The organism is Streptomyces sp. NPDC051963 (assembly GCF_044593495.1).
Lineage (GTDB): Bacteria > Actinomycetota > Actinomycetes > Streptomycetales > Streptomycetaceae > Streptomyces.
Window position 1 is genome coordinate 788561 of the sequence record NZ_JBIUCC010000001.1, and the last position, 14416, is coordinate 802976.

The following is a 14416-nucleotide window of genomic DNA, read 5'->3' on the forward strand; positions in this document are numbered from 1 at the left end:
CACCGACGAACGGCCCCTACGCCGATCGACACTCCGCGAGCCGCTTTTCGAGGAATCGCCTCTCCGCGTCGTTCTCCACCAGTTCCAGCGCCCGTTCGTACGCCTCGGCCGCCTCGGTCGTACGACCGCTGCGGCGCAGCAGATCCGCGCGGGTGGCCGGCAGCAGGTGGTACCCGGCCAGTTCTCCCCCGGACTCCAGTTCCGCGACCAGGGTCAGGCCCGCGTCCGTTCCTTCCGCCATGCCGACGGCGACCGCGCGGTTGAGCCGGACCACGGCGGAGGGCACGAAGCGCGTCAGCTCGCCGTACAGCGCGGCGATGTCGGCCCAGTCGGTCTCCTCGGCCGTGGCCGCGGTGGAGTGGCAGGCGGCGATCGCGGCCTGGATCTGGTACGGCCCCGCACTGCCCCGGCGCAGAGCGGTCTCCAGGAGCATGGTGCCCTCGTCGATCTCGGTGCGGTCCCACGCCGTACGGTCCTGGTCCTCCAGTGTCACCAGCTCGCCCGCCGCGTCCACCCGGGTCTCCCGGCGGGCGTCGTGCAGCAGCAGAAGCGCGAGCAGGCCGAGCGCCTCGGGTTCGTCGGGCATGAGCCGGGCCAGCAGACGGGTGAGGCGCAGGGCCTCGGCGCAGAGGCTGGTGCGGATGAGGTCGGCGCCGGACGTGGCGGCGTACCCCTCGTTGAAGAGCAGGTAGAGCACGCCGAGCACGCCCGTGGTGCGTTCGGGCAGGAGGTGCGCGGGCGGCACGCGGTAGGGGATGCCGGCGTTGCGGATCTTCCGTTTGGCGCGCACCAGGCGCTGCGCCATCGTCGCCTCGGGGACGAGGAAGGCGCGGGCGATCTCGGGGGTGGTCAGTCCGGCGAGGGTGCGCAGGGTCAGGGCGACCCGGGCCTCGATGGGGAGCGCGGGATGGCAGCAGGTGAAGATCAGCCGCAGTCGGTCGTCCTCGACGCCGCTCGCGCCATGGTCGTCGTATTCGCCGTGCCCGTCGCGTGTCAGCACCGCCGCCTCCCGCAGCTTCGCCGCCCCCACGGCCTCCCGGCGCAGGGCGTCCAGGGCGCGGTTGCGGGCCGTCGTCGTCAGCCAGGCGCCGGGGCGGCGCGGCACTCCGTCGCGCCGCCACCGGTCGAGGGCCTGGGCGAAGGCGTCCTGCGCGCACTCCTCGGCGAGGTCCCAGTCGCCGGTCACCCGGATGAGGGTGGCGACGACCTGGCCCCATTCCTCGCGGAAGGCGGCCGCCACCGCCTCCTCGACGCCGTCCGCGGAGTTCACTCCCAGACCGGCCGGACCTCGACCGAGCCGCCGAACAGTGCCGCGGGGTGCCGGGAGGCGACCGCGATGGCCTCGTCGAGATCGGCCACCTCGATGATGTCGAAGCCCGCGACATACTCCTTGGACTCCACGAACGGCCCGTCGGTGAGCAGGACTTCGTCGCCCTGCACCCGGACGGTCGTGGCATCGGAGGAGGGACGCAGACGTGCGCCGCCCTTCACGATGTCGCGGCTGTGCACGAGGTCGATGTACTCGCTGAAACGGGGGTCCGCGGCGATTTCCTCGGGGCTGAGTTCTTCGCCGTCGACGGAGGTGCAGATCATCAGCACGTACTTCATGACCGGGCCTCCTCGATGGTGGCCGAGTGGTGCTCGTGGGCGATGAACCAGCGGTCGGCGAGCGTGCGGTAGCCGGTCGTCACACGCCGGGTCTCGTCCAGCGGCGTTCCGTCGGTGCGGGTCGCCCGGATGCGGATCAGCGCGTGGGAGAAGGCGACGCTCTCGTCCACGCGGAGGCGGAACTCCAGGACCTCGCGGGTCGCGGCGCCGGTCAGTCCCGCGTATCCGGTTTCCTGCGCCTTGCGCAGGGCGTCCCGGCTGTGGGCGCCACCCTCCGGGACGAACACCTCGGCGTCCGGCGCATAGCAGGCCAACGCCCGCTCGACGTCCCGTTCCCGGGCCGCCTCGGTCAGTTCCGCGTCCAGGCGGCGGATCGCGCCCGCCGGGTCCTCGTCCTCCCAGAACCGGCGCACTTCCATGGCACCGATGGTGGCCACGGGGTGCCTCGATGCGGCCTCGATCGCCTCTTCCAGGCTGTCGCAGTCGAGGATGTCGTATCCGGCGACGTACTCCTTCGTCTCCGCGAACGGCCCGTCGGTGCGCAGCACCTCGCCGCCGCGCACCCGCACGGTGACGGCTTCGGAGGGGAGTGCCAGGCGGTGGCCGTGCATACGGATGCCGCGGTCGCCCAGGTCCTCCACCCAGGGTTCGACAGGGGCCATGCCGGAGGCGTCGGCGGTGTCGTCGCCGCAGACGAGCAGCATGTACTTCATGGGTCCTCCCGGTGCTCATGAGCTTCCTACACCCCACCGACGAACGCACCGCCGCCGAATCGACACCGCCTCCCTTATTTTTCACGCGAGTTTTTTCGCCGGGCCGCCCGCGCACGGTTGGATGTCCCCATGACCACCGACGAGTCCACGCGGCTGATGCGTGCCAACCAGGCCAACTGGGACGCCCGTACCCCCGTCCACCTCGCCAGCCGGTTCTACGGCCTCGACCAGGACCTCGACCCCGATCGCTGGTTCGCCGCCTTCGAGTGGGAGGACCTCGGCGAGCTGGCGGGCCGCGATGTGCTCCATCTCCAGTGCCACCTCGGCACCGAGACGCTGGCGTTCGCCCGGCGCGGCGCACGGGCCGTCGGCCTCGACTTCTCGGCGGCGTCCGTGGCGGCGGCGACCGGCATCGCGGCGAAGGCCGGCCTCGACGTCACGTACGTACGGGCGAACGTGTACGACGCCGTGGAGGCCCTGGAGGGACGGCAGTTCGACGTCGTGTACACCGGGAAGGGCGCCCTGTGCTATCTGCCCGATCTCGATCGCTGGGCGGGCGTCGTCGCTCGACTCCTGCGGCCCGGTGGCCGGTTGTACGTGGTCGAGTTCCATCCGCTGCTCAACTCCCTGGGCCCCAAGCCCGCTCCGGGCGAGGGTCCCGAGCTGCTGCTGCGCCACGACTATCTGGGCGGCGACGGCCCCGTGCACCGGAGCGCGACGCACACCTACACGGACGGTCCGGCGGTCGAAGGCGCCACCGACAGTTACGAGTGGATGCACGGAATGGACGAGGTCCTCAATGCGTTGACGCATGCGGGACTGACCGTCCGACGACTGCGGGAGAGCGACGAGCTCCCCTGGCAGCGCTGGCCGCAGATGGTGCAGACGGCCTCCGGCTGGTGGCGGCTGCCACAGCCGCGTATCCCGCTCCTGTTCGGCCTGCTGGCCGGCCGCTGAGTCTCGTCTCACAGACACGGCAGCGCACTGGGTGCTACGCTGCCGTCAGCACTCGTGTTCGCCCCCTCTGTGGGCGCCGGTGCCAGTTCTTCTCTCCAGTTCGCCGAACCGCCCGCCCTTCCGGGACCGGTGCCTCGGCTTTCTGACACCACCTCGCGGCAGCGTTCGTCTGCCGTACCCGAGGTGATGTTCCCCGCCGCCCCGAGGCGCGTCGTATGCCCTCCGGTTCGCGGCTTCTCTCCCCTTCCTTCCGCATGTCCCATGCCTCCCGTCCGTGAAAGGACAGACCATCATGACCACCACACTCGAACACCCTCCCCTCCAGCAGGAACTCCCGGCCCGGGCCGCCACCGGCGTCCTCGACATCGACGCGGGCGGAAAGGGCCACCTGCGCACCGAGAGCTGCCTGCCCTCCCCCTCCGACCTCCAGGTCCCCGCGGCGCTGATCCGCCGTCACGGCCTGCGCAAGGGCGACCTCGTAGACGGCGTGCGCGGCACACAGCGGGCGCTGACCGAAGTCGTACGGGTCAACGGCCGCCCTGCCGAGGAGCTGCGCGGCCGCCGTCACTTCCGTGACCTCACGCCGCTGCACCCCCGCGAGCGGCTCCGCCTCGAACACCCGGCGGCCGGCTTCACCGGTCGTGTCGCCGACCTGATCGCGCCCGTCGGCAAGGGCCAGCGCGGGCTCATCGTGGCCCCGCCCAAGACGGGCAAGACCGTCCTGCTCCAGCAGATCGCCGCCGCCGTCGCCGGAAACCATCCCGAGTGCCACCTCATGGTGGTGCTGATCGACGAGCGGCCCGAGGAGGTCACCGACATGCGGCGCTCGGTGCACGGCGAGGTGTACGCCTCGACGTTCGACCGGGGGCCCAAGCAGCACATCGCGCTCGCCGAGCTGGTGATCGAGCGGGCCAAGCGGCTCGTCGAGGCCGGCGAGGACGTCGTCATCCTCTTCGACTCACTCACCCGGCTGTGCCGGGCGCACAACAACGCGGCCGCCGCCGGTGGCCGCACCCTCAGCGGCGGTGTCGACGCGACCGCGCTGATCGGGCCGAAGCGGTTCTTCGGCGCCGCCCGCCTGGCCGAGGAGGGCGGTTCCCTCACGATCCTCGCCACGGCGCTGGTGGACACCGGCTCGCGTGCCGACGACTTCTTCTTCGAGGAGCTCAAGGGCACCGGCAACATGGAGCTCCGGCTCAGCCGCGAGCTCGCCGCGCGCCGTGTGTTCCCGGCCGTCGAGATCAACCCCTCCGGCACCCGGCGCGAGGAACTCCTGCTGTCCCCGGCCGAGTTGACGGCCGTACGCGGGCTGCGACGGGTCCTTCAGTCCCGTGACGGTCAGGCCGGTCTGGAGACGTTGCTGGAGCGGATGCGCGACACCCCGGACAACGCGACCTTCCTGCGCCGGATCCAGCCGACGCTGCCCGCCGCCTGATCCGGCGTGTGCGGCATCCGGGTGCTCACGCGCCGCGCTCGGCCCGGGCAGCGCAGCTCAGGGCAGGTGCGTTTCTAGGTTGCCGGTATGACTTTCGGATTTGCGTCCCGTGTCGCCGTGTCGACCTGCGTGCTCTGTGCAGCGGGCCTGCTGGCCCTCGCGCCCGCCGCCGCCCACCCCGGCGTGGACCCGGACACGCCCGGATCGCGACCGGCCGCACCGCAGCCGTCCCTGCTCTACCGCTCCGGCACACAGGTCCGGCCGCACCCCCGGGTGCCCGAGATCCCGGAGGTCTCCGCGCTGTCCTGGGTGGTGGCCGACGCCCGCACCGGCGAGGTCCTCGCCGCGCACGACGCGCACCGGAAACTGCCGCCCGCCAGCACGCTCAAGACGCTGTTCGCGCTCACCGTGCTGCCCGTGCTGCCCGGCGGTATCCACCACACGGTCGACGCGGAGGAGCTGTCGGACCTCGGCCCCGGCAGCAGCCTGGTCGGCGTCGCCGAGGGCCGCACCTACCGGGTGAGCGACCTGTGGAACGGCGTCTTCCTCAACTCCGGCAACGACGCCGTGCACGTCCTGGCCAGCCTCAACGGCGGCTGGCAAACCACGGCCCAGCGGATGCAGGCCAAGGCCCGCGCCCTGGGCGCCCGCGACACCCACGTCCTGTCGCCGGACGGCTATGACACCCCGGGCCAGGTGTCCTCGGCGTACGACCTGGCGGTGTTCGGCCGGGCGGGGCTGCGCCACCGGGACTTCGCGCGGTACTGCGCCACGGTCGAGGCGCAGTTCCCCGGGGGCGGCGGCTGGTCGTACGACATCCACAACACCAACCGGCTGCTGTCCGGCGCCGACGGTGTGGACCCGTACCCCGGTCTGGTCGGCATCAAGAACGGCTACACCAGCAACGCGGGCTACACGCTCGTCGCCGCCGCCCGCCGCAGCGGGCACACCCTCGTCGTGACGGTGATGAACCCCCAGTCGGGCGGCGGGTCCGCGGTCTACGAAGAGGCGCGGTCGTTGCTCGACTGGGGGTTCGACGCCGCCGGGCGGGTCGAACCCGTGGGGTCGCTGGACGCGTTGCGCGTCAGGCCGAGGCCGGCTCCGGACGCCATGCCCGTGTTCGCCGCGGCCGCCCCGGACACCGGGCTGGGCTGGGCGGCGACCGGCGTGATCACCGCCGCGGCCGTGCTGGGCGCCGCTGCGGTGGCGCTGCTGCTGCGGCTCTTGGGCGTCCGGATCGAGCGGGGCTGACCGACCGGCAGCCACACGAGCAGGCCGAGCGTGATCCACGCGTAGGTGTTGCTGCCGAGGAATCCGTCGATGCCGGACGCGTCGTCGAACCACAGCCACACCACGCTGGTGCACAGCACCGCGTACAGGCCGGCCGCGACCCGCACGTGCCCGGCGCGGACCAGCACGGCGAACGCCGGCAGCAGCCAGACGAGATGGTGCACCCAGGTGATCGGGCTGACCAGGCACGCGGTCAGCCCGGTGAGGGCGAACGCCGCCGCCCAGTCCCCGGCGACGACCGCCCGGCGCGCCCGGACCACCCACACGCCCAGCAGCAGCACGACCACGGCGGCCCAGACCGTGCGGTCCGTCTCGCCGAGCCGCGCCAGGATCCCCTGCGCCGACTGGTTCGACACATAGTCGAGGCGGCCGATCCGGGTCGTGTCCCACATCGCCTCGGTCCAGTAGAACCGCGACGCGTTCGGCGCCACCAGGGCGGCGAGCCCCGTCGCCGCGACGGTGACGACCGTCGCGACGGCGGCCGCCCGCCAGCGGCGGGCGAGCAGCAGCAGACCGATGAACAGCGCCGGAGTGAGCTTGATCGCCGCCGCGAGGCCGATCCCCACACCCGCCAGGCGCCCGCGTCCCGTGGCCAGCAGCCAGGAGTCGAAGAGGACCAGGGCCAGCAGCAGAATGTTCACCTGGCCGAAGCTGAAGGTGTCGCGCAGCGGCTCGAACAGCGCCAGGGCGCAGACGCCGAGCGCACAGCCGTACCAGCCGTACTTCCGCCAGGACCGGCCGGCCAGGACGCGCACGACGACCGCGAGCGCCCCCAGGTTGAGCAGCAGTCCGACGGCGATCGCGGCGTGCAGGCCGAGCAGCGACATCGGCAGCATGGAGACGGCCGCGAAGGGCGGATAGGTGAAGCCGTACGTCGTTCCGGGCACCCGGTAGTCGTAGAGCCGGCCGCCGTGGTGGACCCAGGTGTCCACGGCCCCGTAGTAGACCCGCAGGTCGAACCAGTCACGCAGCAGCGGAACGGTCGCGGTGAAGACGATGACGACGACGGCGAGGGCGGCCACGAGCAGCGCGCGCCCGCGGTCGGTGCGGGGCAGTCTCATACGGTGCTCTCCCGCAACGGTGCCTGGGCCGCTTGGTGGGCCTGCCAGAGGACGACGACGGCGAGCACGCCGCCGGAGACGGCCAGTACCAGTTCCCCGGTGCCCGCCGGGAGGCCGCTCGGCATGGCGAGCAGCGCGACGACCCCGGTCACGGCCGCCAGCCGGTGCCGCAGCGAAGTGCTGGGCGCCGCCGCGGCGAGGAGGAACAGCCCCCACAGGGCGTACCAGGGCCGGATCGCCGGGCCGAGAACGACCACCGCGGCGAAGCTGAGACCCAGTGCGTAGACCGGGCTGAAGCGCGGACGGTGCAGCCATATGGCGGCGATGGCCACAGCGGTGGCCACGAGGCCGAGCACATGCCAGACCGGCACGGCGAGGGCGGCCAGATCACTGAGGCCCAGCTTGGTGAGCACGACTCCGGTCGCGCGGCCGAGGAGGCTGGTGAGCGCCCAGTTCTGCGGGGACACCGGGGTTTTCAGGGCTCCGATCCAGCCGTACCCCGTGCCGGCCAGGGTCGTTGCCACGACGGTGGTGGCGGCCGCCGCGGCGCCCGTGGAGAGCACCGCCCGTACCGGACTGCGGCCCGCGCGGATCTGTAGGGCCACGACCGCGGCGAGGCCCAGCACGGCGGGCGCCTTGACCAGCGCGGCGAGCGTGACGAGGACCGCGCCCAGTACCGGCCACCGGCCGAGGGCCGCGACCAGTCCGACGCCGAGCAGTCCGAGCATGATGGCGTCGTTGTGGGCGCCGGCCACCAGGTGCAGCAGCACCAGCGGGTTGAGGGCGCCCAGCCAGAGGGCGGCCGCCGGGTCGGCTCCGCTGTGCCGGGCGAGGCGGGGCAGCGCGGCCGCCATCAGCGCCACACCGAGCAGCGCGACGAGCCGCATACCGAACAGCCCCGCCGGAAGCTCACCCCGGGTGATGCCCGACAGGGCGGAGGCGACGGCGAGGAACACCGGACCGTACGGCGCGCCGGTCTGCTGCCACAGCGGGGACACCTCGTCCGCGAGCGGGCCGCCGAGCCGCGCCGGGCCGTGCGCGTAGACGTCCATGTGGGCGTCGACCATCGCGCCTTGAGCGAGATAGCTGTAGACGTCCCGGCTGAACAGCGGCGGCGCGAGCAGCAAGGGGGCCGCCCAGACGGCGAGGACGAGGAACAGGGGGCGCGGGGTGGGCGGTTGCTCACTGCGGATCAGCCGGCCGAGCAGCGCCCAGGCGGCGATCAGCAGAATGATGCCGAAGTACACGCCGACCACGCCCAGTGCCGCGTGCGCGGACGAGGGCGCGATCAGCTCACGGACCGGCAGGGCTCCCGCCGTCTCACCTCCCAGTGCGAGAAAGGCGGTACCGGCCAGACCGAGAGCCTGGCAGCGACGGAGATCGACGGGGAAAGCCATGGCCAACACTCGGTAAGCGTGTCAACGTCGGGTGGCCGGAAAGCGACGAGCCGCCCACGGGGCGGGGGCCGACGTGTTACCGGTGTGTGATTGTTGCAGGTCGTCGGTTGTCGACGGGTGTGCGAGGACCGACCACACCCCTCACCGGCGCTGCACAAGCCCCTCTCAGAACACCGACAGGCCCGTCAGTGTCGTGAAACGGTCCAACGCCGCCACGCCCGCCACCGAGTTGCCCCGCTCGTCCAGCCCGGGGCTCCAGACGCACAGCGAGCAACGGCCCGGCACGACGGCGATGATGCCGCCGCCCACGCCGCTCTTGCCGGGCAGGCCCACCCGGTAGGCGAACTCGCCTGCCGCGTCATAAGTGCCGCAGGTCAGCATCACCGCGTTGACCTGCTTGGCCTGGCTGCGGGTGAGGAGGCGGGTGCCGTCGGCGCGGATGCCGTGGCGGGCGAGGAAGCAGGTGGCCAGGGCCAGGTCGGCGCAGGAGGCCGTGACGGAGCACTGGCGGAAGTACTGGTCGAGGAGGACGGGTACGGGGTTGTCGATGTTGCCGTACGACGCCATGAAGTGGCCGAGGGCGGCGTTCCGGTCGCCGTGCGCGGTCTCCGAGGCGGCGACGTCCTTGTCGAAGTCCAGGTCCGCATTGCCGCTCTCGGCGCGCAGGAAGGCGAGCAACTCGCCGGCCGCGTCGCCGGTACGGGTGTGCAGGCGGTCGGTGACGACCAGCGCGCCCGCGTTGATGAACGGGTTGCGCGGGATGCCGTTCTCGTACTCCAGCTGCACAAGGGAGTTGAAGGGGTTGCCGGACGGCTCGCGGCCCACGTGCTCCCAGAGTGCGTCTCCTTCGCGGGCGAGGTCGAGCGCGAGGGTGAAGACCTTGGTGATGGACTGCGTCGAGAACGGCTGCCGCCAGTCCCCCACGCCGTACACGGTGCCGTCCGGCTCCGCGACGGCCATGCCGAAGCTGCGCGGGTCGCAGGCCGCGAGGGCCGGGATGTAGTCGGCGGGGCGGCCGCGGCCCGGCAGCCGCCGGATTTCGTCGGCGATGCGTTCCAGGACCGGTGCGAAGGTCGGGGACGTCATGATCACTATTGTGCCTCCGGACCGGTCCCGGTGCGCTTTCGCAGGTCAGACGAGAGGTGATCCGCTGCCCGCGACGACCTCCGGGCGCAGCAGGTCGGCGAGCCGCTCGGCGGGCAACAGGCCCTTCTCCAGGACGAGTTCGGCGACTCCCCGTCCGGTGGCGAGGGCTTCCTTGGCGATGTCGGTGGCCGCCGTGTACCCGATGTGCGGGTTGAGGGCGGTGACGAGGCCGATCGAGTTCTCCACGCTCGCGCGCAGCGCCTCCGTGTTGGCGGTGATGCCCGACACGCACCGCTCGGCGAGGGTGAGGCAGGCGGCGCGCAGATGCGTGATGCTCTCCGACAGCGAGTGCAGGATGATCGGCTCGAAGGCGTTGAGCTGGAGCTGTCCGGCCTCGGCGGCCATGGTGATGGTGACGTCGTTGCCGATCACCTCGAAGGCGACCTGGTTGACGACCTCGGGGATCACCGGGTTCACCTTGCCGGGCATGATGCTCGAACCGGCCTGCACCGGCGGCAGGTTGATCTCGCCCAGACCCGCGCGCGGGCCCGAGGACAGCAACCTGAGGTCGTTGCAGCTCTTGGAGAGCTTCACGGCGATCCGCTTGAGCACGCCGGACATCTGGACGAACGCGCCACAGTCCTGGGTGGCTTCGACCAGGTTGGCGGCGGTGACGAGCGGAAGTCCCGTGATGTCCGCGAGGTGGCGGCGCGCCGACTCGGCGTATCCGGCGGGCGCGTTGAGGCCGGTGCCGATGGCCGTGGCGCCCAGATTGATCTCATGGATCAACTCGACGGCCTCGTCAAGACGGCTGCGGTCCTCGTCAATCATGACGGCGTATGCGGAGAACTCCTGGCCGAGCGTCATGGGCACCGCGTCCTGCAACTGTGTACGGCCCATCTTGAGCACATCGCGGAACTCGACGGCTTTGCGCGCGAAGGCGTCCTGCAACACGGACATCGCCTTGAGCAACCCGTGCACCGCGAACACCGTCGCGACCTTCACCGCGGTCGGATACACGTCGTTGGTGGACTGGCCGAGGTTGACGTCCTCGTTGGGGTGCAGGTACCCGTACTCGCCCTTGGCGTGGCCCAGCAGCTCCAGCGCCCTGTTCGCGACGACCTCGTTGGCGTTCATGTTGGTCGAGGTGCCGGCGCCGCCCTGCACGACGTCGACGACGAACTGGTCGTGCAACTTGCCGTCGCGGATCTCACGGCACGCCTCGACGATGGCGGCGGCCTTCTTCGGCTCCAGCAGCCCGAGTTCCTCGTTCGCGAGAGCGGCGGCCTCCTTGACTGCGGCGAGCGCGTCGATCAGATGCGGGTAGGCGGAGATCGGGGTGCCGGTGATGGGGAAGTTCTCCGTGGCGCGCAGGGTGTGGATGCCCCAGTACGCGTCGGCGGGGACGTCACGGTCTCCGAGGAGGTCGTGTTCGCGGCGGGTGACGGCGGTCATGAGGGCGAGGGTCCTCTTTCTGCAGAGGGGGTGAAGGTGAGCGCCCCTTCAGGGGCGCGGGGAACTGCGCGACCAGCCACATACGGCCCGCAGCCGCCGAACAAGCAGTCCGGCACATCCTCAGGCGCAAGCCGAAACAGCAACAGGCTCCAGCGACCGAACGGGCCGCACACGCCCGACCTCCCGGCCGCCCCCGAGCAGCGCCTCCCCCTGGAACTCGGTGAGCACCTCCGGATCGACCCCGGCAAAGGCAAGCGCCGCCGCAGCCACCGGCACACGCGCCCGATTCGCCCCGTCCGCGATCTTCACGGCGACAGCCCGTCCATCGGGCAGCGCGGCGACCTGAACGCCCTCGAACCCGTCCTTGGCCAGCAGCCCCGGCACGGCCCGCATCAACGCGGCCACGTCACGGCCGGAACCGGACGCCATCTCGGCGTGCTCACGCATCGCGTCGGCCACGCGCGCCTCGGGAGTACCGGGCACGGCGGTCGTGATGCGGGCGGTGGCGCGGGCGAGTCCGTGCAGAGACACGGAGAACAGGGGCGCCCCGCAGCCGTCGACGGTCACCTGGGCGATCCGCTGCCCCGTGAGGTCCTCGACGATCTCCGCGATCGCCTGCTGAAGAGGATGGCCGGGGTCGAGGTAGTCCTCCAGGGGCCAGCCGTTGAGCCGGCAGGTGTACAGCATGGCCGCATGCTTGCCGGAGCAGTTCTGGGCGAGCCGGGAGGGCAGTCGGCCCTCCCTCACCCAGGAGTCCCGGACGACCGGGTCGAAGGGCAGGTCCGGGACGTTGCGGAGGTCGTCCTCGGTGACGCCGGCCAGCTCCAGGATCCGCCGGGACCCGGCGAGGTGGCGTTCCTCGCCGGAGTGGCTGGCCGCGGTGAGCGACAGCAGTTCGCCGTCGAGCGGGAGCCCGGCGCGCACCATGGCGACGGCCTGGACGGGCTTGAGCGCCGAGCGCGGATAGAAGGCCGCCTCGATGTCGCCGAGTTGGAGCTGGACCCGGCCGTCGGGGTCGAGGACGACGACGGAGCCGTAGTGGATGCCCTCGATCACCCCGCCGCGTATGAGGTGGGCGACGGGGGCGTGGAGGGGTTCACGGATCAGGGGTGCGTCCGCGAGGGAACTTCTGTACATCACTACCTGGTTGTGTTCGGCCGATACACGGGTCACGTGTCGGCTCCGGTGGGTGGCTTGCGCGTTGTACGGCCTCGGATGGCGTACCAACCCGCGACCAGCGCTGCGGCGATCAGCGGCAGGCACAGCACGGTGGTGCGTCCGGCGCCGCCGTCGGCGTACATGAGGACCAGGACGGAGGCCAGGAAGGCCAGCGTCACCAGTTCGGTCCAGGGGGAGCCGGGCAGACGGTAGTCCGGCCGGGTCAGTTCGCCCTTCTGGGTCTTCTGCCAGAAGAACAGGTGACAGAGCATGATCATGCCCCAGGTCGCGAGGATCCCGATCGCGGCGAAGTTCAGCACGATTTCGAACGCGTCGGCCGGGACGACGAAGTTGAGTCCGACGCCGAGGACACAGATACCGCTCGTCAGCAGGATTCCGCCGTACGGCACCTGGCTGCGGCTCATCACGGAGGTGAACTTGGGCGCGGAGCCGCTCATGGCCATGGAGCGCAGGATGCGGCCGGTGGAGTACAGGCCGGAGTTGAGCGAGGACATGGCCGCGGTGAGGACGACGAGGTTCATCACGCCGCCCGCCGCCGGGATGCCGATGTTGGACAGCACGGTCACGAAGGGGCTCTCACCCGCGCTGTACTTGTTCCACGGCAGCAGCATCGACAGCAGGACGACCGAGCCGACGTAGAACAGGCCCACGCGCCACATGATCGAGTTGATCGCCTTCGGCATGATCTTCTCGGGGTTCTCGGTCTCCCCCGCGGCGACACCGACCAGCTCGACGGAGGCGTAGGCGAACACGACGCCCTGGATGATCAGCAGCATGGGCAGCAGGCCGTTGGGGAAGATGCCGCCGTGGTCGGTGATCAGGGACGGGCCGGGGGCGGAACCGTCGACGGGGTGCTGGGTGACCAGCAGGAAGATCCCGATGCACATGAAGATCACCAGCGCGCTGACCTTGACGATCGCGAACCAGAACTCCAGCTCGCCGAAGATCTTGACCGAGATCAGATTGACGGTCAACACGACCGCGAGCGCGATCAATGCGATCACCCATTGGGGGATGTCGGAGAACATGCCCCAGTAGTGGGTGTAGGTGGCCACCGCCGTGATGTCGGCGATGCCGGTCGTCGCCCAGTTGAGGAAGTACATCCAGCCCGCCGTGTACGCGCCCTTCTCCCCCAGGAACTCCCGGGCGTACGACACGAAGGCGCCCGACGACGGCCGGTACAGCACGAGTTCACCGAGGGCCCGCACGACGAGGAAGGCGAAGATTCCGCAGACCGCGTAGGCGATGAACAGGGACGGTCCGGCGTCGGCGAGGCGGCCGCCCGCGCCGAGGAAGAGGCCGGTGCCGATCGCGCCGCCGATGGCGATCATGTTGACGTGCCGGGACTTCAGGGACTTGCTGTAGCCCTCGTCTCCGGCATCGACATGGACGGAACGTTTCTGCATGCCATCGCGCAGGGACTGCTCGCTCACGCCTCGGGTCCGCCTTCCGTGGGGGTGTCCGTGCGCGCGGAGCGCACGATGTCGGTGAGGGTCGTCTCGACCCGGTCGAGGTGGTGGGCCATGGCTTCCACCGCGTCCTGCTCACTGCCGTCGATCAGGGCCTCGACGATGGCCCGGTGCTCGCGGTTGGACTGCTCGCGCCGGCCGCCCAGTTCGTTGAGGAACGCCGACTGGCGGGCCAGTGCGTCGCGGATCTCCTCGATGACCCGGCGGAACACCGGGTTCTGGGCGGCCTCGGCGACGGCCAGGTGGAAAAGGGTGTCCATCGCGACCCACGCGGTGGTGTCCGTCTCCCGCTCCATGCGGTCGAGGAGGTGGTCCAGATGATCCAGGTTCTCCGGGGTGCGGCGCGCCGCCGCGTACCCGGCGACCGGGATCTCCACATGGCGGCGCACCTCCAGGAGGTCGCTGGCCGCGTAGTCGCCGAAGGTGGGGTCCTCCACGGCGTTGGCGACGACGAAGGTGCCCTTGCCGGTCTTGGAGACGGTCAGACCCATCGTCTGCAAGGCCCGCAGCGCCTCGCGCAGCACGGGGCGGCTGATCTCCAGGGTGCGGCAGAGCTCCGCCTCGGAGGGCAGCTTGTCGCCGATGGCGTACTCACCGCGCTCGATGGCGCCGCGGAGGTGGCCGAGCACCGCCTCCATGGCGCTGATCCGCCGCGGAGGCTGACTGGCTGTCCGGCTGTCTGACAGGTTCACGGGAGTGATACTCCGGGCCGCGGGAGGGTGCTGTCAAGGCGGGTGAAAGAAGAAGTTCAGGGGGTGTGAGGCGC

Annotated in this window: 12 protein-coding genes and 1 pseudogene; 3 read left to right on the forward strand and 10 right to left on the reverse strand. The window is 71.1% G+C overall.

Features of this window, described 5'->3' with window-relative positions; translation table 11 throughout:
* Nucleotides 1–16 precede the first annotated feature (16 nt).
* The 3 genes from ACIHFB_RS03320 to ACIHFB_RS03330 are packed head-to-tail and all read right to left on the reverse strand — an operon-like array spanning nt 17 to nt 2321.
* Complete coding sequence (locus ACIHFB_RS03320) at nt 17–1270, reverse strand: RNA polymerase sigma factor (RefSeq protein WP_400125029.1); 1254 nt, start codon at nt 1268–1270, stop codon at nt 17–19.
* Nucleotides 1267–1608, reverse strand: coding sequence for a YciI family protein (locus ACIHFB_RS03325; protein WP_365269295.1), 342 nt, complete (start codon nt 1606–1608; stop codon nt 1267–1269). The genes ACIHFB_RS03320 and ACIHFB_RS03325 overlap by 4 nt, the downstream gene beginning before the upstream one ends.
* A complete protein-coding gene (locus ACIHFB_RS03330; RefSeq protein ID WP_365269298.1) occupies nt 1605–2321 on the reverse strand; it encodes a YciI family protein in 717 nt (238 codons plus the stop codon). Before ACIHFB_RS03330 ends, ACIHFB_RS03325 begins: the two co-directional genes overlap by 4 nt.
* 129 nt (nt 2322–2450) lie before the next feature.
* On the opposite strand from ACIHFB_RS03330, the gene ACIHFB_RS03335 reads away from it, so the two are divergent.
* From ACIHFB_RS03335 to ACIHFB_RS03345, 3 genes and pseudogenes are all read left to right on the forward strand, one after another.
* Nucleotides 2451–3278 (forward strand): class I SAM-dependent methyltransferase, encoded by an 828-nt coding sequence (locus ACIHFB_RS03335; protein ID WP_400125030.1) that lies wholly within the window; start codon nt 2451–2453, stop codon nt 3276–3278.
* A gap of 292 nt (nt 3279–3570) precedes the next feature.
* Nucleotides 3571–4713: a transcription termination factor Rho gene (rho, locus tag ACIHFB_RS03340; RefSeq protein WP_365269304.1), complete on the forward strand. Its 1143-nt coding sequence runs from the start codon at nt 3571–3573 to the stop codon at nt 4711–4713.
* A gap of 87 nt (nt 4714–4800) precedes the next feature.
* Nucleotides 4801–5628: pseudogene (locus ACIHFB_RS03345) on the forward strand (D-alanyl-D-alanine carboxypeptidase family protein); the annotation flags it as partial.
* Nucleotides 5629–5711: 83 nt separating this feature from the next.
* Here ACIHFB_RS03345 and ACIHFB_RS03350 read toward each other — a convergent pair.
* The 7 genes from ACIHFB_RS03350 to ACIHFB_RS03380 all read right to left on the reverse strand — a co-directional run bounded on the left by ACIHFB_RS03350 (nt 5712) and on the right by ACIHFB_RS03380 (nt 14288).
* A complete protein-coding gene (locus ACIHFB_RS03350) occupies nt 5712–7064 on the reverse strand; it encodes a glycosyltransferase 87 family protein (RefSeq protein WP_365269307.1) in 1353 nt (450 codons plus the stop codon).
* Nucleotides 7061–8461: a polyprenol phosphomannose-dependent alpha 1,6 mannosyltransferase MptB gene (mptB, locus tag ACIHFB_RS03355; RefSeq protein WP_400125031.1), complete on the reverse strand. Its 1401-nt coding sequence runs from the start codon at nt 8459–8461 to the stop codon at nt 7061–7063. Before mptB ends, ACIHFB_RS03350 begins: the two co-directional genes overlap by 4 nt.
* A 165-nt stretch (nt 8462–8626) precedes the next feature.
* Nucleotides 8627–9547, reverse strand: coding sequence for a glutaminase (locus tag ACIHFB_RS03360; protein ID WP_400125032.1), 921 nt, complete (start codon nt 9545–9547; stop codon nt 8627–8629).
* A gap of 45 nt (nt 9548–9592) precedes the next feature.
* Entirely contained in the window at nt 9593–11002 is a 1410-nt protein-coding gene (aspA, locus tag ACIHFB_RS03365) for an aspartate ammonia-lyase (RefSeq protein WP_365269314.1), read from the reverse strand.
* A gap of 120 nt (nt 11003–11122) precedes the next feature.
* Entirely contained in the window at nt 11123–12139 is a 1017-nt protein-coding gene (locus ACIHFB_RS03370) for an asparaginase (RefSeq protein ID WP_365271018.1), read from the reverse strand.
* Nucleotides 12140–12171: 32 nt separating this feature from the next.
* Complete coding sequence (locus ACIHFB_RS03375; protein WP_365269317.1) at nt 12172–13614, reverse strand: amino acid permease; 1443 nt, start codon at nt 13612–13614, stop codon at nt 12172–12174.
* Nucleotides 13611–14288 carry a FadR/GntR family transcriptional regulator gene (locus ACIHFB_RS03380; protein WP_365271021.1) on the reverse strand — a complete coding sequence of 226 codons (678 nt, stop codon included), beginning with the start codon at nt 14286–14288 and terminating at the stop codon, nt 13611–13613. The genes ACIHFB_RS03375 and ACIHFB_RS03380 overlap by 4 nt, the downstream gene beginning before the upstream one ends.
* Nucleotides 14289–14416: the final 128 nt, after the last annotated feature.

Coding starts and splice junctions, on each gene's coding strand:
- ACIHFB_RS03325 (WP_365269295.1), bottom strand. CDS start 1,608: ATGAAGTACGTGCTGATGATCTGCACCTCCGTCGACGGCGAAGAACTC.
- ACIHFB_RS03330 (WP_365269298.1), bottom strand. CDS start 2,321: ATGAAGTACATGCTGCTCGTCTGCGGCGACGACACCGCCGACGCCTCC.
- ACIHFB_RS03335 (WP_400125030.1), top strand. CDS start 2,451: ATGACCACCGACGAGTCCACGCGGCTGATGCGTGCCAACCAGGCCAAC.
- rho (WP_365269304.1), top strand. CDS start 3,571: ATGACCACCACACTCGAACACCCTCCCCTCCAGCAGGAACTCCCGGCC.
- ACIHFB_RS03350 (WP_365269307.1), bottom strand. CDS start 7,064: ATGAGACTGCCCCGCACCGACCGCGGGCGCGCGCTGCTCGTGGCCGCC.
- mptB (WP_400125031.1), bottom strand. CDS start 8,461: ATGGCTTTCCCCGTCGATCTCCGTCGCTGCCAGGCTCTCGGTCTGGCC.
- ACIHFB_RS03360 (WP_400125032.1), bottom strand. CDS start 9,547: ATGACGTCCCCGACCTTCGCACCGGTCCTGGAACGCATCGCCGACGAA.
- aspA (WP_365269314.1), bottom strand. CDS start 11,002: ATGACCGCCGTCACCCGCCGCGAACACGACCTCCTCGGAGACCGTGAC.
- ACIHFB_RS03370 (WP_365271018.1), bottom strand. CDS start 12,139: ATGTACAGAAGTTCCCTCGCGGACGCACCCCTGATCCGTGAACCCCTC.
- ACIHFB_RS03380 (WP_365271021.1), bottom strand. CDS start 14,288: ATGGAGGCGGTGCTCGGCCACCTCCGCGGCGCCATCGAGCGCGGTGAG.